The sequence below is a fragment of the Stygiolobus sp. CP859M genome, assembly GCF_037389975.1.
In the GTDB taxonomy this organism is placed as follows: domain Archaea; phylum Thermoproteota; class Thermoprotei_A; order Sulfolobales; family Sulfolobaceae; genus Stygiolobus.
This window is the reverse complement of sequence record NZ_JBBHKS010000024.1, coordinates 196,732-219,801: the sequence shown is the minus strand read 5'-3', so window position 1 is coordinate 219,801 and position 23,070 is coordinate 196,732. Positions and strand designations below refer to the sequence as shown.

Below are 23,070 nucleotides of genomic sequence, written 5' to 3'. Positions count from 1 at the left end.
ATGAAAAGAGGGTCGTGTGATCCGTGAGCTAACGCTGGAAATGCTGATTTCTCTCTCATGGGCACTATTTTCCCTCCTAGTCCCTTATAAAAATCTGATTTTTCCTACTTGTGTATAATAAGCTGGAATAATGTTTTTGTATAATTAAAACAAATATATTCTGATTGACATGTATGAGATCCTTGAAAAACCTGCCAATAAACCGTTTGAGTTTTATGCAGCCTACTATCCGCCGATTTATGCAGGCTTTAAGGCTACAACTATTGACGAACTAATAGAGGGTATAAAGAAGGTTGACGGGTTTTCAATCTTTTATCACGTATTTCACCCTCTGTTTTCGAGCCATGTAGTACCAGAAGATATGAGTAACGACTTTGCAACATGGATAAGAGATGAACTAGGTGATAGACTTTTAGCTCAAGAAGTATCCGATATAGAAGGAAAAGAGCCAAGGACTGTTGAAAACGTAAGGGAAGATTTAATAAAAATTTTATCCGGGGCGAGGATCTCGAGAACAGCTAATAAACAATTTTACTTCATAACTTGTAAACCAGTAGTGTATAATACAGAGAGAGTAGCAAAGAGCTTGGCCGAGTTCATTGACATAATCGCTTCAATAAGTATTAGGTCTATTGCCTATCACTTTATATTTAGGCGTATTATTGGGTACGAAGATAAGAATGATTTCTCAAAATGGATAGAAGATAATTATGGATTGACTGAACTATCAAAGAAGCTTAGTTCACTCGACCCACAGACCTATACTGATGAGGAGATGTTAAGGGGAGATCTTCTAAAAATATTTGAGCAGGAGATGTTGTCAAAATGATAGAGAGATACGCAGAGATTATAAGAGAAAATGATTGGATAATATTTTTAAAATAGCCGAAAAACTAAAAGGTTTATCAATCTTTCACGTTAATTCTACTCCAGCTGGAGGAGGAGTAGCGGAGATTCTAAGTAAGCTAGTTCCCTTGATGAAAGAGTTAGGAATTAACACGGATTGGAAGATTATAAGAGGGGATCCTGAGTTTTTAAAGTCACTAAGTCCTTTCATAACTCCTTACAAAACGGATTAGGAGAGCTATCACAAGGTACATTTGAGATTTATAGAAAATGGCAGAAATAAACGGTAACGAACTTGATTTAGATTACGATGTAGTGTTTATTCACGACCCGCAACCAGCCGGGCTAATAACCTTCAGAAAGAAAGGCAAATGGATATGGAGATGCCATATTGATATATCAAACCCGTATCAACCAGTATGGAACTTCCTACGTGGGTATATACAGAAATATGATTCAGTAATAGTATCTTCAGCCGTATTTGCGAGGGACGACTTAAAGAATCCCCAGTTTATAATTCCTCCATCTATAGATCCCTTGAGTATAAAGAATAGAGACATTCCAGAGATTACAGTAAAGAGAATCTTGCATAAGTTCGACTTAGATCCAGATCGCCCTATTATAACTCAAGTATCAAGATTTGATAGAGCAAAAGACCCGTTAGGTGTTATAAGGGCTTATAAATTAGTTAAGAAGCATGCAGATGTACAGCTAGCTTATGTAGGTAGTCCAGCAGCAGATGATCCTGAAGGGGAGATCGTGTATAGAGAGACTGTTCAAGCCGCTGGAGATGATAAAGACATTAAGCTTCTAATGCTACCTCCTAATAGCGATCTAGAGATTAATGCATTCCAAAGGGGATCAATTGTAGTCATGCAGAAGTCCATTAAGGAAGGGTTTGGTCTGACTGTTAGCGAAGCACTATGGAAGAAAAAGGCTGTAATAGGTGGTAATACCGGGGGTATACCCTTACAAATAATTCATGGCGTGAACGGATATCTTGTAAATACTCCGGAGGAAGCAGCGCATTACGCACTATATCTAATAAGGCAAAAGGATATAAGAGAGAAGTTGGGAAGGGCTGGAAGAGAACATGTAAGCAGAAACTTCCTCATAACTAGGGAGCTCAGGGACTATTTAATGGTAGCCACTCTTACTCTAGGGGCTTAACTTGATTTTAGCACTAATTAATTTCTTATTATTATTTAGATCACTTAGGAAGAGGTAATAATGTATAGGGTATTGCTGGTAAAGCTTACTACATTTGATCATATAATACTTAAAGAGGTTATATGTCACTTGAGGAAATTAGGTTTCGAAGTTCATTATCTCAATGAAGTCTTGCACCTTAACATGTTTATGTTTAACTGGGACAGACTACAGTATGATGCTGAAAAAATTATAAATTATTTATCCGAAAGATTCTCTAATTTTCCTTATGACTCAATCATAGCTATTGGTCATTTAAATGCATACATAAATAACGAGAAATACGTTGTAGGACTGCACAAAGAAAATATAGGTATTGTTTTTTCTTATAAATACGAGGATGAAAAAGGGAGTATAGATAAGTTTGTATCTAGAGTTAAAAAAGAGATAGTACATGAAATAGGACATACGTTAGGACTAAATGATTGTTCAACTCCAAGCTGTGTTATGAATAAGGTGAATTCAGTTGAGGATATAGACAAAAAAGGTTATGTTTTTTGTCCTAAATGTACAGCTTTGTTATTAAATATCAACGACAAAGGTTAGTTCATAACCGTTATTGGTCTTTACTATGCTCATTTCGTGATAGGTCACGGCTTTTACAACTGTTCTCCTTTCGTGTTTATCGGGGTTAAACTTCTCCCCCCACGCTATTGCATTAAGTCTTAAATTCTCGAGATCTATTTTTACTTTAAATTTTCCAAAAAGAAGTAGTTCGGAATCATAATAAACTAATAAACTCTCTATCCATCTATAAAGTAAATTTTCAAGATCCATTCCGTCAATCTCTATTTCCCTACTTTCCTTAGGTTCTACCTTAGAAGTGTCTGTCATTACTTCAAACACAGCTAGAGCAGCATTTTCAAAGGCCTCATTTAGATCCCTTCCATAAGCCTTAATCCCTATGTCTGCAGTGTGATCAAAAAATTCGTATTTTTTACCGATTGACATAACCCAAGAAATTAAAAGGAAGTAAAACTTTAACTTTAACTGATATTAAATGGGAGGTAGGCAAAGAACTACAATTTTTATGAATAAAGAGGTCAAGAAAGAGGGTAAAAAGGGAACTACTACTTCACAAAGCGGCGGTAAATAAATCTCAGAGAAAATAAAATAGCAAGTGATATCAGTATTCCAAAGAACGTTATACAAAAATTTTTTTGATCATTTATATAAAATATCATAGAATCTATGATTAATAACATACTAACTAACTCATATGATTTCACTTCTTACACCTCAGTATAAGTCTATAGGTAAAGGTAATCTACTACCATATCCAGATATTAGATTAGATAAACCCGCACTAAAAGCCAGCAGTAAAAATATATAAATTGAAGGACCTAGAATCAGCGAAGTAATTAAATGAGGTAATACCTGCTGGTAAAAGTATGAGTACATATCGTTTTGGCTCGATGGAGATACAGAATAGTTTAACGGGTCAAGCCCTAAGTTATCAAGGAACTGGGGTAAATAAGGTAAACCTACGTAAAATACTATAGAAGTTCCTATCATAGCACCGCCTGCGCCCCGTCCTATCCTGAATGGAATTGCTAAGAACAGTATTCCTAAAGCTATTAGAACCCCTACATACTGATATATCAAATTCGATATTGAAATCAAACTTTCAGTGTAAGTGATAATTGTAAGTAGAATAGACATAAGTTGGCCTAAAGGGATTGTCAAAACCATACCTGCCTCGGTAACATTTAGAGTCGATATTAATACCTTCAAAACAGCATATAACACTTCCTCAAAATTCAATACTTGGTTTAACCATATCTCATAATTAGACCAACTAACCCCTAACATGTCTAGTAATTGAGTTAAGAAGGAAAGGACTGTTAAGTAAATGCTATTCCATACTATCACGTAGATAGCATCCGTTATAAGTCTGGGAGCCCATTTTTTCACTCCATATATAGGAATAGGAAGGCCGTAAATTAAGGAACCTAAAAAATAGGTTAAAGTAGCAAGAAGTTGTGCATAATAAAGTATGTCAAATATATTGTACATTTCTCACACCTGCGAGGCCACATATGATATTAGATAGAACACAGTACTCCCTATTGCTAAGAAGAAGGCGGCTATTATAGCATCTTCAAGAATATCTTGTCCTCCTCTTTTTATCCTAAATATAGGTATTGGCGAACCCCTGAGGGCCCACCCAACAGCCCACGCTAATATGAAGATACTCCAGCCTATTTCGGTTACTGTTCCAGTTAAGTTTGTTATAAAAGCTTCTAACGTCATTTCTTAGTCGAAAATATTACTTTATTTTAACGTGAGGGAGATAACTGAATTTGTTTTCCTTTTAGATACTCAACTATTACATTAACTATAGATGGCGGTGTAATGTTTTCTGTATTTATTACTAAATCAAAAACAGAGAGATCCATCATGTCTATACCATAATATCGTAAGAAACGGTCCCTATGACTTTCTTCCCTTTTTATTATTTGATCCAGAGCTTCGGCTTCTGTCATGTTATCTCTTTTGGCTACTCTCTGAGCCCTAGTATGTAGGGATGCTGTTAAGTACACGGTTAAATCCGAGTAGTTATGAAATAGCCATCCTGCAATATGGGATTCAACTACTAAGTTTTTGCTTGTTCTTATTATGTTAAATAACTCCATATCTACAGCTTTATCAATGTTAAAATCTTTTTCAGCCATTTTATTCAGTTCGATTAGTGATAACTTTTTCTCTTCTGCCATCTTTCTGAAAATCATTCCTGCTGAAACATATTCTATCTTTAAAGAACTAGCCAAAATCTTAGCTACAGATGACTTACCACTACCTGGAGGGCCACTTATTATTATTAACATCAAAACCCTCTTACTGCTAATTTTATTAATCTTTCTAAACAATCATGGCATAAATAGCCTCCAAAAGGTCTCTCAGGCCTCTTTTCAGTTTTACTGTACTTATGAATCTTATTAGTTTTTACACCTCTTAAAGGCTTTTTACATATTGCACACAAGGCTTGTGAATTTTTCTTATCTTCATAATGAGTTACCGTTCTTCCTGAAGGTGTTCTAACCTGAACCCTTCTCAACGATCTTGACCTTTGCTGAGGAGAAGGCATATTTAAATGAATTTATCCTAAGTTTATAAAAGCTTTGGTCTCCTTAACGACAAGGGCGTAAACAGCAAGAATGACAGAATATAAACGAACAAGTTATTTATCTCGGGCTTACCGCTGATTGGGGGAGTGAGTATGGTAGAGTATGGAAAATAAACATAAGAAGGATATATATAGTTTAGAACTATTACTAAACCTACCATATAGACCGTTATGACTGTTAATGATTGGATGAACATATAATTTCTCAACTTGTTAGTATAAGTCTGGACTTCAGAAGATACGGCTCTCATTACTTTGTTTCTCCTTTTGTTAGAGGTGATAGAAGATATTCTATCTTCGTACTTTCTTATTAACAATATTGTTTTGGTCATTTTTGGATTTAAATAGAACCTATACCACAGATAGAGGATAAAATTAAATAAAAAAGATATTAAAAGTATTTCTAAAACTGTATAAAACATCTAGCAATTCACTTCATCGACCTTATTATTTCATTTGCTGCTATGCTCGGATCCCCTTCAGCGTTAATAACCACCTTCACAGTAGCTCCCACTAGCACAGCTGAGGCCATAGCAGCGTATCTAGCAAAGTTTATGGTCTCAATAATTACTTTCTCATCGCTGTAGTCTGTCCTGCTTCTCGTGGTGTCCCTTTTCTGTCTTTCAAGTATTAACCTAGGTTCCGCTTCAAGTAGGAATATAATATAGGGATTTATCTCTTCAATTACGTATTTCGGTAGCCCAGGCAGATAACCTGAAGGAGTTTTAATGACAGCGTGAGTGTCGATGAATAGCATACCATCTCCTCCTTCTTTTGCCTCTTTAGCAATGCCTTTAGCTGCATCAATTTGAAGTTGCCTCTGCTTCTCTACTGGAAGTTTTCTCATCTCATCTCTATTGTTTACATAACCAAGGCTTATTGCAGTCTTTAACATGAAGTCACCATAGTTGATTATCTTGTTATTTATACCTTCTTTATCTAAAATTTCCTTGACTTTTTGTAGAACGGTGGTTTTACCTACGCCCGGAATACCAGTTACTATACCTATTTTCAACTCTCACTCACCAATAATTCTCTTTAATAACGGGTACATCTCTAGTGTCCTCTCATAGGCTAATAAATTATAGTATTGAACCGCTATAGTGACAGCTAATAACAATCCTACCCCAGTTCCATATACGCCTAGAAATGTTGCTAACACAGCTATTACACCCACAATGAGTGAGCTGTAGAACCCTAACGGGTAAATATATTTAGCTAAGATAGATTCAATAACTTTCGGATTATTCCTCATACCCGGTATTTCTACTCCAGCTTCGACCATCTGTTGAGCTTGTGTGGCTGGATCCAACCCGGCAACATCTATCCATAGTATTCCGAAAACTATCGATAGGACTATAAATACAGCAGCATATATTACTGCACCTACCGGATCTAGAACTAAAGCGTATACGCTGTGAGGTATATTTGAAGGAGGGAAGAAGAAAGCATTAGCTATATCTCCTAGTATTGTTCCAGCAGCAGAAGATACCCCAGAGGCTATTGAGGCAAATAATTCAAAATCAGCTCCCAGAACGCTTACAAATATAACTGGAATGCTACTAACATACAAGAAGTTTAAAGGAATGGTACTTCTTATACCCCTAAGTCTAGGACTAGTAACGGGAATTTGTACATTAATATTAGTTAAATAAATTATTAGCAAAATTAATGCAATAGTTGATATTAACCCTACTAGATCCGGCTGAAATGGTGTTGTTGTGTTAGTGTTTACAATTAAGTTAAGCAAATTCTTTCCAGATACAATATACGATACTAAAGTTGGGAAAAATCCAACTGGTAAATCTTGGTTTTGAACATTAGCTATTCCAAACATATCCCAGAACATTATTTTTGTTACACCAGCAAGAATGAACAAGCTTATCCCTGATCCTAAACCCCAACCTTTCTGAATCATTTCATCTAAGAGCAAAATTATGTATGTTGCTACTATTAATTGGGTAGTCACTATTGTTGCCAAGAGTATGCTATTAGTAGCTTTTGTAAATACATATCCGAAAAGAGCTGACTCTACGATAATGAATATGAAAGCTAATCCCTTTTCAGCTTCAGTAAACTTAATCTGGTCTTCCTCATTTGCTAAATCCATCTCTATAAGTTTAGAACCAACAAGAATTTGCATTATAAGTCCTGACGTAATTATAGGACCTATTCCCAATTGGGCTAAAGTGCCTTGAGAAGATGCAAATATTATTTGTTCAGCTAAAAAGTTACTTAAAAAAGAATTTGTAGATGAGACACCATACAAGGGGATTGATGACATTACTAGATATACTATAAGAGCAATAAATGACCACATTAACTTTTGGCTCAAAGAAGGCTTTTGCTCAGGTTTAGTAACTGCTGGTAAGTATTCCCCTAATTTTTCTAAGAAGTCAACAAAACCCATTGCAATCTAAAAAGCCTTACTCCTTTGAGGTTAATATAATTTCTCCTCCTAATTGTTTGACCTTTTCGACAGCTTTTTCCGTAGCGTGTTTAACTTTTATTACAACCTTAGAAGTTAAACTACCACCAGCAAGTAACTTCTCATATCCATATTTCTCTAAATCTATTACTTGCTTACCATTTTCCTCTGTGGGTCTAATTGTCCCATTGTCTATTAAAGTCTGAAGTTTTCTTAAGTTAATTGAATTAATAACTTTAGATGTAGGATTCCTAAATCCATGTTTACCATACCAGCCTTCTCCGTACTTAACTAACCAAGACCATTTCTCCTTATGCATTCCTATAGTTCTTCCACCTTCCGCACCTCTATCCCTATGCTGTCCTTTTGTTCCCCATCCATGTGTTCTGTATCCCCTATACTTCCTACTTTTCTTTTCTTTTCTTACTACCATCTTACACCATCCTCTTAATCAATTCATTAATTTTTTCTCCTCTATACCCAAACTCTCCATTTGAACCATAAGGTCTATTAACCTTTCCCTTAAATCCTCCTTTAGGAGGATGCAAAGTGATTGGAAGCTTAAAATAATTATCCAGCTTATTTAATTTCAGTTCGCCCTCTTTTACCTTCTTGACAAACTCTGTGTATCCACTTAGCTTCATAACCTTAGTCACAAACTCCTCATTTACCTTGTTCCCGTCAATAGTCTTCAGCCTTGTTAGCAATAAGTTTAAACCTTCATCATTTAGCTCTCCCCAAGTTATATAGGGAGCTGTCAATTTCAACATCCCCTCCAATGCCGAGCTCTTCGGATAGATCATTGCGCTAAACCTTCGTATTAGCCTTAACATCTCTAGAGTGTCTTGAATGTACCACGGTGTTGCAGCCCATCCTCTTATTCTTATGATACCAATAAGCTCAGTCATTTCTTTCTCCCCCAATCAGTCGGAGTTACAAACTTGTAAGTATTGTATAAAGCATTATAACCAGCTTTAATAAAGTTCTCCGTTGTAAACGTTGAACCCCTAGTACGCGACCAAGCGTCCCTTATTCCTGCATAAGTTAACAATGTCTTCAGAGCAGGTCCTACAACCAAGCCTGTTCCTTTCGGTGCAGGTAACAGGAACACTTCCACACTACCTGCTTTACCATAAACTTTGAAGGGAAGGCTATGAGATTCACCACACGTACATTCCCAACTACCACATCCTCTCCTTACTGGGATAATATTAAGTTTTGCATTTCTTACCGCCTTTTGGATTGCGACTCTCAGTTGCTTAGCCTTCCCTGTGCCATAGCTTACGTAACCATCCATATTACCCATTACTATAAGTACCTTGTACTTCGATATTTCTCCGGCATCAGTTTGCTTTTGTACTATCTTTATGTCCAAAACTTCATACTTTAATTTGGGTAATAAAATGTCTACTATTTCTGGCTCCACAATGGGATAATTCTTTTCGAATAACTCTTTCATTGAAGTTATCTTCCCTTCTTTAACCATCTGCCCTATCTTAGTCCTAGGTTTCCACTCCTCTGGGTTTAAAACTGGAACTTCTTCTGCCATTATGAACCCACCTCCTTTATCTTCTTGAGGACTTCCTCAAAATGTTGAGGAAGATTTTGAGGATCTAAGCCTCTAGCCAAATATCTTGAGAATAATTTGTTATAAAACTCTGGATTCTCAGCTTGTAATTTCTTAGCATATTCGGATATATGCACGCCTTTTACTCTTTTTTCAATATCTCCTATATCTCCTACCGGAATTTGTAAACCTGCATCTATCGCACCTTTTATTGTTGCGAAGATTCTTCCTCCTTTCGTCGGCACAAATAAGCCTATATCAGCAACCGCATTCTTGACTCCAGCTTTAAGAGCCCTTAACCCTGCTAAATAGCCCGTAAGATAAGCTGCAGGTGTATTGTTAGTATCTCCCTTCCATCCGTATTTCTTCACTAGTTCTATTGAGTGAGCTACAGCTAACATTACGTCCCCCTTAGGATCGAATTTAGCAACATTAATTATTACATACTCGTTAGTTATTCTAGGTACAAACCTTATTGTGTTACTGATGACGTATATATATCTCTTATAATAATTGGTTTTACCTTCTCTCCTTCTTCTATACTTAACCTTATAATTTGAACCGTGAGCCATCTACTCCACCTTATAACCTAACTGATTTAGGAACGTTTTAACATCATTCAAGCTCTTAAACGCATTCCCCTTTGCTCTCTTATAAGCTAGCCTATAGGCCTTTTTATCGATTACATTATTATCCCTCAACCATTTGAGGTATTTTCTTATCTTTCTTATTTTGGAAATCCATTGCTCTTTCTTACCTCTCCTAGCACCGGCTTTACCTTTTCTACTACCTTCCTTACGTCTTTCCCCTCTTTTCCTCTTTTTTTCTTTTCTCTCCTTGAGTCTACCGTTACTAATACCATTACGTTCTTCTATGATTATCTTACCATCTTTTATTAGCTTTTTCACATCCTTTCTTGTTAAAGCTTCCGCGATCTCATCAAGGTACTCTGGGTTAAATTTGACATTGTTCTCTCCAACTTTCTTTATTTGAGCAGCTAACCTCCTCTGTAAAGCCAATTCTGGCATAGTTATCACCTATTAGACACACGAATACCTAATTCGTCGGCCCTCTTTAATAACTCTAACCTTTTCTTTAACCCTAACTTGCTACTTAAAATAACGATGACCTTATCCTTCTTGTCCTTTATTTTTTCTAAGTCGGTAACGGAACTAACTAATACGGGAATAAGCCCTGAGGGATGTAGACCTCTGATATCCTTAGGACTACCATATCCAATTTTTACTTTTGGAGAATATCCCTTTAACTCTAATCTCATTGCGTTGTCTATTCCCTTTGGTCTCCTCCATGTCTCTTGCCTCCCTATCCTATAATACTTATCCCAATCATATCTATAGAAATCTGGCTTTGAGCTTCTTATTTTTTCTATTTTTTCCTTAATTTTATAAATTTCTTTACTTCTCATTGCCAATCACCTCTTTCTTATACATGAAAATGCCATCTGAGAATACTCTTCTATCGTAACCTGTTATCTTTGCAGCCCTTTCAATGTTAGCAGCAGTCTGGGAGACATTATAAACGTCAATACCTTCTACTTCAATGTCCTCTCCTTTTACAGCTACTTTAACACCAGGTAGAATTTTAGCCCTTCTTACGTTTTTCTCACCTATTAAATTCGTTATTTGAACCTCGTCTCCAACTACCTTTACCGTCATTGGAAAGTGAGTATATATTATCTTAAGGTAGTACCTATAGCCCTTGGTAACACCCGTTATCATATTTTCCATATGCGCTTTAATCGAGTAGAATAAAGACTTCTTTCTCCTATCCGCAAATGTAGTCTCTAAAATTATCTTATTACCCTCTTGCCTCATTAGAATCCCTTTTGCATAACCGAAATCTTTTTTGATCTCTCCTTTAGGACCTTTTATTACCAAAGTAGTGCCTTCTAACCTTGCTGCCACTTTTTCAGGAATCTGGATCTCCTCATATAAATACACTGCCTTCATCCTACCACCCTACTCAATATACATACCCAAGTGCAACTCCACCTATCCTTTCTTTCAAAGCTTCCTTATGAGCCATCACTCCTTTCGGAGTTGATATTATTAGTATTCCTATCTCTTTAGATGGTAAGTATTTTCTAACATAGTCGGGGAGAGTTAACAAGTCTTTATAAGTGAGGGGGTATCTAGGTGTAATAGGACCACATTTATTTATTCTACCCAGTAATTGCACTGTTATCTTACCTGCTCTACCATCATCAATATATTCGAACTCACCAATATAGCCCTCCTTTTGGAGCACTCTGAGCACATTTATTATTAGCTTTGATGCAGGCATGATTATTGCCTGCTTCTTCCTCCTTACTTCATTATTATAAAGTGTAGTTAACGCATTTGCGAGAGGATTTAAGGAAGGCATAACTGTCACCTCGTTTTCTTAAACCCCATATTATATGCGACTTCCCTAAAACATTGTCTGCACAAGTACATTTCGTATTTCTGAATTACAGAGTCCCTACTACCACATCTTTGGCAAACTTGAACTCCTCTACCATGCTTTCTCTCAGCTGGAGGTCTATACTTACCCATATCCATCACCCTTCTATTATTGTCACATTAAAGTTTTGCTTAAGGAATTCCATTGCCTCTTCTTTAGTTACTCTATGTCTCTTAGGTATCCTTGTATACTTTCTTCTCCTCCTCATCACCCTATAGCCAGGTCTTATCAAAGTTATGATGACATCCATACCAAATATACCAACCTCAGGATCATACCTAGTACCTGGTATTAAAACGTGCTCAGCAATTCCAAAACCTACATTCCCATAATCGTCAAAACTCGATGCCTTAATTCTGTAGTTAACAGCAGCTAATGCTTTCTTAAGAAATTCTACAGCCTTTTCTCCCCTCAGGGTCACCTTAACTCCTATTGGTGCTCCCTTTCTTACACCAAATTCTCTTATTGATTTTCTAGCTTTAGTATATACAGGCTTAGCTCCAGTTAAATCTTGAAGTAATTGATAAGCTTTCTGTAATCTTTCCCCTGATTCCCCTAAGCCTATATTTACTGTAACTTTATCAAGAATAATCCTTCTCATAAAGTTTTTTTGAACTGCCTGCTCAGTCATAACTTCACCCCTACGTTTGGATCTAACTCGTTTTCTCCTAAGGCCATCACATTTATAAGATTAGTCTGGTAGGTTGCATTACTGGATTCGAGAGTCACTATACTATATACTCTTCTTTTATATTTAGCCCATTGTATACTCTTTATTTTACCTACGATACCGACGTTTTTACCTCCCGTTATTATGGCATAGTTTCCTTCTTTTATCGAATAACTCTTAATGATGTTTTGCGAAGGTATTTCTATTTTTAATGTATCTAAAGTAGATAAATTATAGTCTTTCAATTTGTCTTTAGGTATCAACACATTCCTACCATCTTCAAGGTTTAGCTGAATGTCTCCACCCTTTTGAGTGGTCTTATTCAAAATTCTAACAAATTTATATCTAGCATCTTCTTTACTAATATTTACTATATCTAAGAATCTTAAATTATTCGGAATAAGCCTCACTCTTATATCAGCCGATAGTATCTCAACTACATCCATTAAACCTACTGGATATTTATAATCCCTTCTAACTCTACCGTCTACAAGTACTTTACCATCAAAAATTACCCTTTTTGCCTCCCTCGTAGTCTCAGCTATTTTTAGATAGTATTTTAACAGAAGAGCTAAAGGTATGCTTTCGGACAGTTTATGGGGACCAGCTGAAGTCCTTATTATCCATTTATACTCTTTTTTAGGTGCCTTTAAGAACCAAGGAGCTTCAAATCGTGTAATGTGTGTCATTTCAACTTCCCTCCTTTTTATCCTCTTTTCTCTTCAGATACTCCTCTCTAGCTTTTCTTTTCCTATCAATAGCAGCGATTCTTTCTTTGTCACTAGTATCTAGCTTAGTTATCATGACTTTAGAGGCATGAACCCAAATGAAAACCGGCGTTCCATCCGCCTTCTTCCTAGTTAAACCCTCTATTACAATCCTCCCAGTCTTAGTATTTACATCGATGACTTTACCCTCATATCCTATATGGTCTCCTCTCATAACTTTCACGGTATCACCTTTTCTTACTGGCAATCTTTTAATTCCATATTGTTTCTCTAAATCCTCTGAAAGTTTAGCCGTTAGTAACTTATGTCTTAGATGTTTGGGTGGCTCTCTTATTAATCGTCTTTGCTTAACCGGCTTAGATGAAACCATTTTAAATCACCATAGTGGCTATGCTTGCTACTTTAGGCCATCTCTCAGCAGCTTCTCTAGCAATAGGTCCTCTAATTTCCGTACCTTTAGGAGTTCCATCAGGGTTTACAATTACTACAGCGTTATCTTCAAAAGATATCCACGTTCCGTCAGGTCTTCTAAAGGGCATTCTCTGCCTAACTACAACTGCCTTGAACTTCTGTTTCCTTACTTCTGGAGTCCCTTTCTTAACACTTACCATTACTAGATCAGCTATGTTAGCAAAAGGAACTCTCCTTAATACTCCTCTATATCCATAAACTCCGATTATCATAGCTTCTTTTGCGCCACTGTTATCTGCAACAACTACTCTACTGTAATGTTGTAGTGCAGGAGTGAAGCCTTTTCTACTTCCTAGAACATTTAACTTTTCAGGCATATATCTCACCTAGACTTTCCCAAGACCACAAATGATACTGACTTAGCTATTGGTCTAGTCTCCCCGATTATAACTTTATCCCCTTCCTTTACATCTAAGCAAGGAGGTATATGAACATGAATCCTACTTCTACGCCTTTCGTATCTCTTGTACTTAGTGTTGAAATATAAATACTCTCTTTCAACCACTCCCGTCCTCATAGCTTTAAACTTTATTAAAATGCCGTCTAGTATTAACCCTCTTACTCTTAAACTCCCATGGAACGGACAGTTTTGATCATCACAAGCTTTCGAAGGAGCTTCTACACCCTCTATACCTACGCTTTTAATCAGCTGACCTTTTTTACCCATCATATCCACCTTTTCTCGGGTTTACCAACTAACTTAATCCCAGATACCACAAAAAATCTACCTTTAAAAATTATCGCGTAAATTCCATTTTCTTTTAAGAGCCTAACTTTCCTTTTACCGACGTCTATAACCAAAGTCTTATACGTTTCATCTATTATAACTCCAGATTTATTGAGCAGAGAAGAATCAGGATAAGATAAAATAGTAACTTTTCCACCAATTAAATCCACTATTGTTTGGCCCCCTGTTTAGAAGAAGACTGAGAAGTAGCTTGTTCAGTTTTCCCTTGCTTCTTCTCAGCTAAAACAATTAATATTCTTGCTATATCCTTTCTTGTATTTCTAATAGCAGCTGTATTCTTTAAAGTTCCTAATCTCGCCTCAGCCCTCAGTTTTAACATCTGTGACTGTAACTCTTTTAATTGATCGAGTAGCTCTTTCACATTTTTTTCTCTAAGTTCCTTTGGATTTAAGGGCATCTTTAACTACCTCCTTTGTTCTCGTCGATGAAACTCACATTCGTAACTGTAACAGTTCCTCCTTCTTCGCCTCCCTTTGGTTTTTCTCTCAGTTCTATCTTGTCCACACTCTTCATGGGCTTTGTAATTATGACTTCAACACCGTATACACCAGGTTTTAACATCGCGATTGCTATTGCCCTATCTACAATCCTTTCTAACTGCTGTCCGCTCTTATATACAATCCCTTCTTTAAGCTTCTCATATTTTGCTCTTTCAGATGTTAACTTTCCACTAACTACAACTTCTGCACCATAAGCACCAGCTTTCATAATTCTCCTGATTGTTATGAACGCAGCTCTCCTGAAATGATACCCTTTTTCTAGAGCTATTGCCAATCTAAATGCCATAACTCTCGCGTTAAGTTCTGGATTCTCAACTGTAGTTACGGTTATTTGCGGATTTTCTAACCCAAACAGTCTTTCCAAAATCTGCGCTAATTGCTTAATTGTCTTACCCTGCTTCCCTATAATGAAAGCAGGTCTCCCAGCATATATAACAACTCTAGTCCCAATAGGAGTTTTTATTATATCTACGCCCGCATACTCTGCATTATAGAATTGCCTTGCTAAGTATTCGTCTACCTTAACCTTAATCATAGACTTTTGTAGGAAATATTTCTTTATCAAAACCATATTTACTCTACCTCAGCCAAAACTACTTCAATATGAGAAGTGTATTTATACTTACGTGTTGCTCTGCCAAAGGCTCTAGGCATATACCTCTTTATAGTTACTCCTCTATGCGCAGCTATGTGAACTATCCTTACATTATCAATATCTAGCCCTTTTACGGTTGCATTATTTTCGGCATTTTGTAAGACTTTAAGCACATACTTTATTGCTTTTTTGGGGTATCGACCGCTCTTAACTTTCCATTTCTCTGATATGTTCGATCTATGGGATGCTCCATGAGAATATCTCCAGAAAGGTAACGCTTCTTCTTGCCTTAATACTCTTTCTAGGAAAGCTTTAGCCTCATTCAATTTCATACCTCTTACAGCTTTACAAACATTATATAAATCACGTATTGAAGAGTCCACGTTTGTTATTACAGCTTTGGCTACTCTATCTTCGGGTATAGATAATTGAGGATAAGTCCATGAAGCCATATTTCATCCCTTCATAGCTAGGAATAGGCTTGATCTAGTTGCCTTTAATCCAGGTTCACCGTGTTCTACCTTCTTCGTAGTTATCGAGAATTCACCTAGGTAATGACCTATCATCTCCGGCGTTACTTGAAACTCAACGAACTCCTTACCATTATAAACTGCAAACTTCAAACCTACCATTTCGGGTAATATTATCATATCTCTTACGTGAGTTTTAATTACCTTATTATATTTTCCTTCTCTTAAATATTTTCTTATCTTTTCTAGAAGTCTTCTTTGCCTATCTGAAAATCCTCTAGTTAGAGACCTTCTTTGCCTTGCGGGTAAGAGCTTTATAAATTCATCCATAGGCATATTTACAAGTTCGTCTAACGTCTTACCCCTATATTTGAACTTTTTCCACTCTGATGGATATTCTATTGACACGTAATCACCCCAAATTCATATTTAAAAGTTAAATAAAAAATCATGCTCCCTCACGCCTTCCAGTCCTTCTAGCTGCTATGTGACCAACTTTCCTACCTGGAGGTGCATTCCTTGAAACAGTTGATGGCCTGCTTACGCTCTGATGTAATCCACCACCGTGTGGATGTGATACTGCGTTCATAGCAACACCCCTTACATGTGGCCATTTAGTAGCCTTAACTTTATATTTCCAATAATTATTTCCAGCTTTTAATAACGGTTTCTCTGTAATTCCTCCCCCGGCTATTACACCAATAGCCGCTCTTGCAGATGCACTTACTTGAACTATTTTTTCTGAGGTAAGCTTTATCAAGACTTTATCTCCACTTCTTCCTATTATAGTTGCGTAAGCACCAGCAGCTCTAGCAAATTTACCGCCATCCCCCCTGGTCTTCTCTACATTACAAACTACCGTTCCCTCTGGTAAGTTGCCTACTTCAACTATATTACCGTTACTAACTGGAGCATCACTTCCTATCTGGATTATTTGACCTACTGTGAGTCCTTGAACAGCAGGAATGAAGAACGTTTCTCCAGTATCTAACTTAATCTGTGCAACCGGTGCATTTACCCCCGGATTATGTACTATGTTTGTTACCTTGCCTTTATGATCTCCATTAATGTTGGGATACCTTGCTGGACCTACTCTCCTCCAACTTGGGCTTCTGAAATTAATTCCTCCACGTCCTGCTCTTTGTTGGAGTAACTTCTTACCCATTTACATCACCTTACAGTATACCTAATTTGTGGGCTATTTCACTCGCATTAAACTCCTTCTTAAGTTTAACATATGCTTTTTTCTCTCCAAGCGGTGTAATGAGTGTGTTTACTTTTTCTACTTTTACATTAAACATATTTTCGATCTCTTTTTTAATTTGAGGTTTTGTAGCATTTTTATCAACTATAACTGTCAGGATATTCTGAGACTCAAGTAGTCTAATAGCTTTTTCTGTGGCTAAAAACTCTTTCACTATCATGAAACCACTCTCCCTTGTAATCTTTTAGACAAAATATCGATAGATGACTTCGTATATATTGTTAACCTACCTGGATGGCCACCCGGAGCTAAATGAATAACGCTTACTAAATTAGCCGCAACTACATCCACTCCCTCTATGTTTGAGCCAGCTTTTACAATAGGAGCCTTAATGTCTGAAACAATTATAAGAGGACCCTTAGCTCTTTTATATTTCCTACCCCTCATTTTTCCTTTGCCCGCTCTTATTCTCACTCTATCTTTAACTCTCTCAATATCTTCATAAACGCTAAGTTTGGGAAATACCTCGTTAACTAATACTTTAGCTTTATCTACCTTCTCTAAATCATCACTTACAACTATTGGGAGTTCTTGTGCTGAAAACCTATGACCCCTAGCTTTTACGAATTCAGGAAGTGCGGTAGCTGCAAGTGCACTTATCACTGCTAATCTTTTCTCCTTCTCATTAACTTCCTCTATCATTCTCTTTTCTGTGGTAGGAGGAAATGCTAACCTTCCACCCACGGTGTTCGGTGCTAGTGCGGCTTCCCCGCTCTGCTTAACTCTTGGAACTCTGGCTAATCCTAGGTTTATTCCAAAGCTTAATGCACTTGTTCTCTTCCCTGCCATAGGGTCTCTTCCTTTGGGCTGAAGTGATTTCGTAAATTCTGAGATAAACACTCTTCTTATTAGATCTTTTCTAACCGGGTAACTAAAGAAACTTGGTAATTCTAACTCCTCTATTTTATTACCTTGAAGATCTAGGATTGGAACCTTTTTAGATACAAGTTCTAAATACATAATTTTCACCCTTGTTGGCTGGTCAGATTTACATAAGTTATTTTAGGAGCTGACTGAGGAGTCCAAGTAGGTCTTATAGGATACCTCAAGAATAACGGCCTCTTCTTACTGCCTATGGTGGATCCTTCGATCACTAAGTACGTGTTCCTTACTAAACCATAATTAACAAATCCTCCTGCTGGGTTTATCTCTTTGAGATCTTCTCCTATCCTAAGTATCCTCTTATTATACTCAGTTCTTCTGTGAAAGCCCATCTGACCGGGTTGAGGAGTATAACTTGGGGTTGATATTGAAGGACCTCTAGCACCTATTTTTCTGCTTCCTTTTCTGTGCTTATGCCATCTCGGTAACTCAACAACACTATACCTTTTTATTACTCCTTGGAATCCTTTTCCTTTTGTCACTCCAATAATATCGATCAACTGTCCCTCCTTGAACACATTTTTCACCGGTACTTCCTTACCTAGTATTGATAGAGCATACTCGAGTTGCTGCTTTATACCGCTACCTCCACCTATCTGTATCTCAGCTACATCGGGCTTTTTCTTCCCTAAAGAGGGAACTAAATAAGGCTGTGTTACAGTTAAAACTCTTAGGGCTATTATTTTATCCAGATTATTTGTTATTTCATCAAGTTTAGCCTTCATTTTTTCCTTATCTAATTTCAGATTAGTTATCTTTCTCTCGCTCAATATCTTCATTAGCTTATCATTAATGTCCCCCCAATATTCAGTGAGAACAGCTGGTTCTCCTTTTGAGTTAATGTAGTAAGCTCTCAAGGCAACCGGTATAATTGGCGGTGTTTCTAATATAGTAACTGGAACGTATATTTCCTTTCCGTAATTTGGGGAAGTTTGTTTATCATCAATCATGAAAATATGAGTCATTCCGGCTTTGTAACCAATAAAACCGAGTAGCTTAGGCTCATTAGATTGAATTATAGGCCAGCTCTTAGGAGTTGGAAGGAACTCTCTAGACCTCTTTCTGGGACGCAAAGCTGCTGATCCACGTCTTGGCGAGGATAACTTACGATGACCCATTAAATTTCCCTCAGTCCCTCTTTCTTAAATTCCATTAGCTTATAAGTGTAACTATTTTAATTCAGTATGAAGTTAAGTAAAGCTAAGGAGGCTTGGAGAGCTTCTTCAGCTCTCACGTCTTTAACTCCTTGTTTCGGTATAAAATTTACTATAAACCCCTTAAAATCGTGCAAATCCCTTAAAACCCCGTGTTTAGGAGGGCCAATTACTAAGTATAATCCTTTCTCTTCATATACCTCCCTAATCTTGCCTTCAACCTGGCTTAGATTAGCTCCAGATCTACTGGCTATAATTACATTATCTGAATGAGTCACTCTTTCGAGCATCTTTTGATAGGATATCAATCTAGAAGTAAACCCTTTATAATAAGGGTAAAAGGAGTAAGGTTTAACCTTCTTTGCTAAGCTATCACTTACTATAACATAATCGGAATGAAAATAATCATAGGAGAACCTAAGCCCGAAATCTCCCTTTTTGCCCAGACGGATCTCTCCTTCAATAAATTCTGGCGAAACTTGGTGAGACGCAATATTGAGAGGTTGAAGAAGTCCGACCTTAGAGAGAGACTTTCTTTTAGGAATGTACTTCTTTAAGTAAGGAGGTGTAAGTGCATAATCAGAAATTTCTTTAATCAATTTCCAGCCTTTCCTCTCTTTCTCGGTCTCATATACCCATAAAACCTCGCTTACTCTGAACTCGGCTAGAGTTCTCAATACGTAAGATAGTTTTATGGTAATTTCGCTCAGTGAGCTCTCTACGTCTAAAATTGAGATAAAGAGTGTAACAATTAACTTTTTCCTTCTAGGGTAGGGAAAAATCAAGCCTTGCTTACTCCTATCGTATATGTTTCGTCTTCTATTTCCCAATCTCTAACTACTTCTCCTTTGGCTTCACCGATTGTTATTTCTTTTGCTCTAGTCTCTTCTTTTATATAATTAATCCACTTCTTAATTATAGACGCTCTCTCTTCAGGTGCTTTTATTGTAAGATTTATATAATCGTTAACATTAAGGGATAGTTCCTTCCTCATGAACTGTATTCTCCTTACAAGGTCTCTTATTATTCCTTCCTCTTCTTCCTCTTTACTAATTTCTTTATTGATTACAATTACACCTTTGTTGAACCTTGCAGAAACATACCCAAGCTGAGTTTCCTCTATAATATTGACGTGATTTACTTTTATTTGGACGGGTTGTCCTTCGATTACTGTTTCATGTATTCCTTTGTTTACAATATCGTTAGCAACATCTTCTCCGTTCTCCTCTATATAGGACACTACTTTAGCTGAAAGTTTCTTAAATTCTGGACCTATAGTTCCTCTATTAGGAAGTGCCTTTACTTTACTAAATCTCTTATAGCCCTCAATACCCTCTACTTTAACCTCCTTGGAGTTAAGCATTGACCTTAATACACCTATTATGTTACTAACTAACCTACGATCTTGCTCAGAAACTAAGAATACATATGCTTCTTTTATCGGCCACCTTAGTTTTATCTCAGCTTTGGCTCTAGCATTAAGACCAGCTTCAGCTATTTCTTTAGCCAGTTCAAATGCCTCCTCTATCTCTTTATCAATAAACTCTTCTTTTACCTCTGGTACTCTCTCCATACTAACTGACTCCAATCCGTCAACAACGAAGTCATGATAAATCTTCTCCGCTATAAAGGGAGTTACTGTAGATAGCAATATTAACGAACCTTTGAGAACCTGATACAACACATAGTACATCGCTATCTTATCAGGGTCATTAGTTTCATTCCATGCTCTCTTTCTGGTTAACCTAAGATAGAACCTACTTACATCTTCTGTTATAAACGTCGTAACCTTATTAGCCAGTTCATGAACTTTGTAGTTCTTCATTGCTTCTGTAACTTCCCTTAGCATTCTGTAGTACCTAGATAATAACCATCTATCTTCTGGTTTGAGGTACCGCTTTAGTGATTCAAATGTATATTGACTCGGATCGAAGTTGTCAAGATTCATATAAGTGGATGCAAACACGTAAACGTTCCATATTACGTTAAGATCCCTCCTAGTAAGATCTAAAGACTTCCACGAGAATTTAGCGTCCTCCCAAGTAGTATTTCTCAGTAGCCATAGTCTCAGAACGTCTCTACCATACTTACTGATCACTTGAGAAGGCTCAACATAGTTCCCAAGGCTCTTATGCATCTCTCTACCTTGTTCGTCAAGCATAAACCCATGAACTAAAACCGATTTGTAAGGAGCTTTATCCAATAATATAACTCCAGCTCTTAAGAGGCTAAAGAACCAACCCCTAAGCTGATCATGCCCTTCTAACACAAGATCTACGGGACCTATCTCCTGCCAGGTTTTTTCCCAATTCTCGCCTAAACTTGCAAAGAATGCTACACCGCTGTCAAACCATACGTCTGCAACATCTGGAACTCTTACAGCTTCTCCTCCACACTTATTACACCTAACTTTAACATTATCTATCCAAGGTCTGTGAAGGTCTTCAGGTACGTCGTTTATTGCAACTTTCTTCAGCTCTTCCTTACTACCTACAACTATTGTATTTCCGCATTTCTGACATACCCATATAGGTAAGGGCGTTCCCCAGAATCTTTGCCTACTTATGACCCAATCTCTAATTTCCTTAACCATATTTCCTATCCTAGTCTTCCCCCACTCAGGAACCCAATTCACGTTATCAATTTCTGACATAAGTTCGTTCTTGAGTTTAGAAACGCCGATAAACCATTGTTCTATAGCTCTTAGTATTAATGGACTCTTGCATCTCCAGCATACTGGATATCTGTGAACGATTTTACCTGCATATAGTAAAGCGTTTCTATCCGTCAGGTCATTTATTATTTCATTCGCAACTTCCCTTACCTTTTTATCCTTATACTTACCAGCCTCTTCCGTGTAGATTCCTTGGTCATTAACAAACATGAGAACGGGCATGTTATACTTTTTGCCTATTTCAAAGTCTACATCACCATGACCTGGTGCTGAATGAACTAATCCAGTACCTTCAGTCAAGGTTACATTCTCGCCTGCATCAACAACTTTATGATATCCTTCAGCTTTAGATTGTGCTGGTACTATATCTCGTAGAGGGTGTTCGTATTCTAACCCTATTAATTCATCTCCCTTAAATATCCTTAATACCTTATACTCTGTTATTCCGGCGTCTTTCATAACTTCTCTCACTCTATCCTTTGCGATGATCAAAATCTCGCCTTTTACTTCGACCTCGGCATACTCAAACTCTTTATTTATCATGATAAATACATTAGCAGGGATCGTCCATGGCGTAGTCGTCCATATGAGTAGATATTTATTCGGTGTTCCTTTAACCTTAAACTTTACATATATAGAGGGATCCTCGAGGTCTCTGTACTCAGAAACTTCATAATCCGCTAACGTAGTTTCGCATCTAGGACACCAATGTAAGACGTGGACATCTCTATATAGAAGTCCTCTTTCATATGCCTTCTTTATTACTGCCCAAGAGTTAGAAATATACGTGCTGTCCAGAGTATAGTAAGGGTTATCCCAATCCATGAAGACTCCCACGTTCTTAAAGTTCTGTGTTAAGGCTGAGGCGTTAGTTAACGCTAGCTCCCTGCATTTATTTATAAAGTTTGCAACCCCTATTTTTTCTATAATGTCTGATTTTTTTTGTATACCTAATTGCTTTTCGGTAGCAACTTCTATCGGTAAACCATGAGTATCGTAACCTGGCTGGTCGTAAGTACGATAACCAGCTAGTCTCTCGTAACGTAATATACAGTCTTTTATCACTTTGTTCCATACCGTACCTATGTGAGGAATGGGGCTAGAAGGATAAGGAGGTCCGTCTATGAATAGAAACTTTCTAGGTAATTTATTATTATATTCTTTAAGTTTTTTATATATATTATTATCATTCCAGTATTTTAATACTTCATCCTCCATTTTTTGAGGATCAAATTTAGAATTTAGGGGTCTTATCTGACGCTGAGATAATTTAC

Annotated in this window: 35 protein-coding genes and 1 pseudogene; 3 read left to right on the top strand and 33 right to left on the bottom strand. The window is 37.0% G+C overall.

Going from position 1 to position 23,070, the window contains the following annotated elements; all coding sequences use genetic code 11:
* Positions 1-169: 169 nt before the first annotated feature.
* The 3 genes and pseudogenes from WIW72_RS12720 to WIW72_RS12710 all read left to right on the top strand — a co-directional run bounded on the left by WIW72_RS12720 (position 170) and on the right by WIW72_RS12710 (position 2,601).
* Positions 170-829: a DUF5752 family protein gene (locus WIW72_RS12720; RefSeq protein ID WP_337700666.1), complete on the top strand. Its 660-nt coding sequence runs from the start codon at positions 170-172 to the stop codon at positions 827-829.
* Positions 826-2,016 (top strand): annotated as a pseudogene (locus WIW72_RS12715) (glycosyltransferase). Before WIW72_RS12720 ends, WIW72_RS12715 begins: the two are co-directional and overlap by 4 nt.
* A gap of 60 nt (positions 2,017-2,076) precedes the next feature.
* Complete coding sequence (locus WIW72_RS12710) at positions 2,077-2,601, top strand: archemetzincin (protein WP_337700668.1); 525 nt, start codon at positions 2,077-2,079, stop codon at positions 2,599-2,601.
* Here the strand turns inward: WIW72_RS12710 and WIW72_RS12705 are convergent.
* The 33 genes from WIW72_RS12705 to ileS all read right to left on the bottom strand — a co-directional run bounded on the left by WIW72_RS12705 (position 2,578) and on the right by ileS (position 23,050).
* Complete coding sequence (locus WIW72_RS12705) at positions 2,578-3,006, bottom strand: archease (RefSeq protein ID WP_337700670.1); 429 nt, start codon at positions 3,004-3,006, stop codon at positions 2,578-2,580. The two genes, WIW72_RS12710 and WIW72_RS12705, sit on opposite strands and share 24 nt — an antisense overlap.
* A 288-nt stretch (positions 3,007-3,294) precedes the next feature.
* The gene (gene cedA, locus WIW72_RS12700) at positions 3,295-4,071 is read right to left on the bottom strand and encodes a DNA import protein CedA (protein WP_337700672.1); all 777 of its coding nucleotides are present in this window, start codon (positions 4,069-4,071) and stop codon (positions 3,295-3,297) included.
* Between the two features lie 3 nt (positions 4,072-4,074).
* Positions 4,075-4,308, bottom strand: coding sequence for a DNA import protein CedA1 (gene cedA1 / locus WIW72_RS12695; protein ID WP_337700674.1), 234 nt, complete (start codon positions 4,306-4,308; stop codon positions 4,075-4,077).
* 26 nt (positions 4,309-4,334) lie between these two features.
* On the bottom strand, positions 4,335-4,883 hold the full coding sequence (gene cmk / locus WIW72_RS12690; RefSeq protein WP_337700676.1) for a (d)CMP kinase: 549 nt from the start codon (positions 4,881-4,883) through the stop codon (positions 4,335-4,337).
* Positions 4,883-5,143: a 50S ribosomal protein L34e gene (locus WIW72_RS12685; RefSeq protein WP_337700678.1), complete on the bottom strand. Its 261-nt coding sequence runs from the start codon at positions 5,141-5,143 to the stop codon at positions 4,883-4,885. The genes cmk and WIW72_RS12685 overlap by 1 nt, the downstream gene beginning before the upstream one ends.
* A 23-nt stretch (positions 5,144-5,166) precedes the next feature.
* On the bottom strand, positions 5,167-5,514 hold the full coding sequence (locus WIW72_RS12680; RefSeq protein WP_337721491.1) for a hypothetical protein: 348 nt from the start codon (positions 5,512-5,514) through the stop codon (positions 5,167-5,169).
* Between the two features lie 98 nt (positions 5,515-5,612).
* Positions 5,613-6,197, bottom strand: coding sequence for an adenylate kinase (locus WIW72_RS12675; RefSeq protein WP_156005171.1), 585 nt, complete (start codon positions 6,195-6,197; stop codon positions 5,613-5,615).
* Between the two features lie 3 nt (positions 6,198-6,200).
* Positions 6,201-7,592, bottom strand: coding sequence for a preprotein translocase subunit SecY (gene secY / locus WIW72_RS12670; RefSeq protein ID WP_337700681.1), 1,392 nt, complete (start codon positions 7,590-7,592; stop codon positions 6,201-6,203).
* Positions 7,593-7,608: 16 nt separating this feature from the next.
* Positions 7,609-8,043, bottom strand: a complete 435-nt coding sequence (locus WIW72_RS12665) for an uL15 family ribosomal protein (RefSeq protein ID WP_337700683.1) — start codon at positions 8,041-8,043, stop codon at positions 7,609-7,611.
* A gap of 1 nt (position 8,044) precedes the next feature.
* Positions 8,045-8,518, bottom strand: a complete 474-nt coding sequence (locus WIW72_RS12660; protein ID WP_337700684.1) for a 50S ribosomal protein L30 — start codon at positions 8,516-8,518, stop codon at positions 8,045-8,047.
* Positions 8,515-9,159 carry a 30S ribosomal protein S5 gene (locus WIW72_RS12655; protein WP_337700686.1) on the bottom strand — a complete coding sequence of 215 codons (645 nt, stop codon included), beginning with the start codon at positions 9,157-9,159 and terminating at the stop codon, positions 8,515-8,517. The genes WIW72_RS12660 and WIW72_RS12655 overlap by 4 nt, the downstream gene beginning before the upstream one ends.
* Positions 9,159-9,749: a 50S ribosomal protein L18 gene (locus tag WIW72_RS12650; RefSeq protein ID WP_337700688.1), complete on the bottom strand. Its 591-nt coding sequence runs from the start codon at positions 9,747-9,749 to the stop codon at positions 9,159-9,161. The genes WIW72_RS12655 and WIW72_RS12650 overlap by 1 nt, the downstream gene beginning before the upstream one ends.
* Positions 9,750-10,205 carry a 50S ribosomal protein L19e gene (locus WIW72_RS12645; protein ID WP_337700691.1) on the bottom strand — a complete coding sequence of 152 codons (456 nt, stop codon included), beginning with the start codon at positions 10,203-10,205 and terminating at the stop codon, positions 9,750-9,752.
* Positions 10,206-10,210: 5 nt separating this feature from the next.
* Positions 10,211-10,603, bottom strand: a complete 393-nt coding sequence (locus WIW72_RS12640) for a 50S ribosomal protein L32e (RefSeq protein WP_337700693.1) — start codon at positions 10,601-10,603, stop codon at positions 10,211-10,213.
* Positions 10,593-11,147, bottom strand: coding sequence for a 50S ribosomal protein L6 (locus WIW72_RS12635; RefSeq protein WP_337700695.1), 555 nt, complete (start codon positions 11,145-11,147; stop codon positions 10,593-10,595). Before WIW72_RS12635 ends, WIW72_RS12640 begins: the two co-directional genes overlap by 11 nt.
* 13 nt (positions 11,148-11,160) lie before the next feature.
* A complete protein-coding gene (locus WIW72_RS12630; protein WP_337700697.1) occupies positions 11,161-11,562 on the bottom strand; it encodes a 30S ribosomal protein S8 in 402 nt (133 codons plus the stop codon).
* 5 nt (positions 11,563-11,567) lie between these two features.
* Positions 11,568-11,732, bottom strand: a complete 165-nt coding sequence (locus tag WIW72_RS12625; RefSeq protein WP_337700699.1) for a 30S ribosomal protein S14 — start codon at positions 11,730-11,732, stop codon at positions 11,568-11,570.
* 5 nt (positions 11,733-11,737) lie between these two features.
* Entirely contained in the window at positions 11,738-12,271 is a 534-nt protein-coding gene (locus tag WIW72_RS12620; protein WP_337700701.1) for a 50S ribosomal protein L5, read from the bottom strand.
* Positions 12,268-12,999 carry a 30S ribosomal protein S4e gene (locus WIW72_RS12615; protein ID WP_337700703.1) on the bottom strand — a complete coding sequence of 244 codons (732 nt, stop codon included), beginning with the start codon at positions 12,997-12,999 and terminating at the stop codon, positions 12,268-12,270. Before WIW72_RS12615 ends, WIW72_RS12620 begins: the two co-directional genes overlap by 4 nt.
* Before the next feature lies 1 nt (position 13,000).
* On the bottom strand, positions 13,001-13,408 hold the full coding sequence (gene rplX / locus WIW72_RS12610; RefSeq protein WP_337700704.1) for a 50S ribosomal protein L24: 408 nt from the start codon (positions 13,406-13,408) through the stop codon (positions 13,001-13,003).
* A 1-nt stretch (position 13,409) separates the two neighbouring features.
* Positions 13,410-13,826 (bottom strand): 50S ribosomal protein L14, encoded by a 417-nt coding sequence (locus WIW72_RS12605; RefSeq protein WP_337700706.1) that lies wholly within the window; start codon positions 13,824-13,826, stop codon positions 13,410-13,412.
* A 5-nt stretch (positions 13,827-13,831) separates the two neighbouring features.
* A complete protein-coding gene (locus WIW72_RS12600) occupies positions 13,832-14,176 on the bottom strand; it encodes a 30S ribosomal protein S17 (RefSeq protein WP_337700708.1) in 345 nt (114 codons plus the stop codon).
* The gene (locus WIW72_RS12595) at positions 14,176-14,406 is read right to left on the bottom strand and encodes a ribonuclease P protein subunit (RefSeq protein WP_337700711.1); all 231 of its coding nucleotides are present in this window, start codon (positions 14,404-14,406) and stop codon (positions 14,176-14,178) included. The genes WIW72_RS12600 and WIW72_RS12595 overlap by 1 nt, the downstream gene beginning before the upstream one ends.
* Positions 14,406-14,654, bottom strand: a complete 249-nt coding sequence (gene rpmC, locus WIW72_RS12590; protein WP_337700713.1) for a 50S ribosomal protein L29 — start codon at positions 14,652-14,654, stop codon at positions 14,406-14,408. The genes WIW72_RS12595 and rpmC overlap by 1 nt, the downstream gene beginning before the upstream one ends.
* A 2-nt stretch (positions 14,655-14,656) precedes the next feature.
* Positions 14,657-15,328 (bottom strand): 30S ribosomal protein S3, encoded by a 672-nt coding sequence (locus tag WIW72_RS12585; RefSeq protein ID WP_337700715.1) that lies wholly within the window; start codon positions 15,326-15,328, stop codon positions 14,657-14,659.
* A 2-nt stretch (positions 15,329-15,330) separates the two neighbouring features.
* On the bottom strand, positions 15,331-15,804 hold the full coding sequence (locus WIW72_RS12580) for a 50S ribosomal protein L22 (RefSeq protein WP_337700717.1): 474 nt from the start codon (positions 15,802-15,804) through the stop codon (positions 15,331-15,333).
* Positions 15,805-15,807: 3 nt separating this feature from the next.
* Positions 15,808-16,230 carry a 30S ribosomal protein S19 gene (locus tag WIW72_RS12575; RefSeq protein ID WP_337700719.1) on the bottom strand — a complete coding sequence of 141 codons (423 nt, stop codon included), beginning with the start codon at positions 16,228-16,230 and terminating at the stop codon, positions 15,808-15,810.
* Positions 16,231-16,270: 40 nt separating this feature from the next.
* Positions 16,271-16,987, bottom strand: a complete 717-nt coding sequence (locus tag WIW72_RS12570) for a 50S ribosomal protein L2 (protein ID WP_337700722.1) — start codon at positions 16,985-16,987, stop codon at positions 16,271-16,273.
* Positions 16,988-16,997: 10 nt separating this feature from the next.
* The gene (locus WIW72_RS12565) at positions 16,998-17,246 is read right to left on the bottom strand and encodes a 50S ribosomal protein L23 (protein WP_337700724.1); all 249 of its coding nucleotides are present in this window, start codon (positions 17,244-17,246) and stop codon (positions 16,998-17,000) included.
* On the bottom strand, positions 17,243-18,046 hold the full coding sequence (gene rpl4p, locus WIW72_RS12560) for a 50S ribosomal protein L4 (RefSeq protein ID WP_337700726.1): 804 nt from the start codon (positions 18,044-18,046) through the stop codon (positions 17,243-17,245). The genes WIW72_RS12565 and rpl4p overlap by 4 nt, the downstream gene beginning before the upstream one ends.
* A gap of 5 nt (positions 18,047-18,051) precedes the next feature.
* The gene (locus WIW72_RS12555) at positions 18,052-19,086 is read right to left on the bottom strand and encodes a 50S ribosomal protein L3 (protein ID WP_337700728.1); all 1,035 of its coding nucleotides are present in this window, start codon (positions 19,084-19,086) and stop codon (positions 18,052-18,054) included.
* A gap of 56 nt (positions 19,087-19,142) precedes the next feature.
* Positions 19,143-19,907 carry a putative RNA uridine N3 methyltransferase gene (locus tag WIW72_RS12550; RefSeq protein ID WP_337700730.1) on the bottom strand — a complete coding sequence of 255 codons (765 nt, stop codon included), beginning with the start codon at positions 19,905-19,907 and terminating at the stop codon, positions 19,143-19,145.
* Positions 19,904-23,050, bottom strand: coding sequence for an isoleucine--tRNA ligase (gene ileS, locus WIW72_RS12545; RefSeq protein ID WP_337700789.1), 3,147 nt, complete (start codon positions 23,048-23,050; stop codon positions 19,904-19,906). The genes WIW72_RS12550 and ileS overlap by 4 nt, the downstream gene beginning before the upstream one ends.
* Positions 23,051-23,070 lie beyond the last annotated feature (20 nt).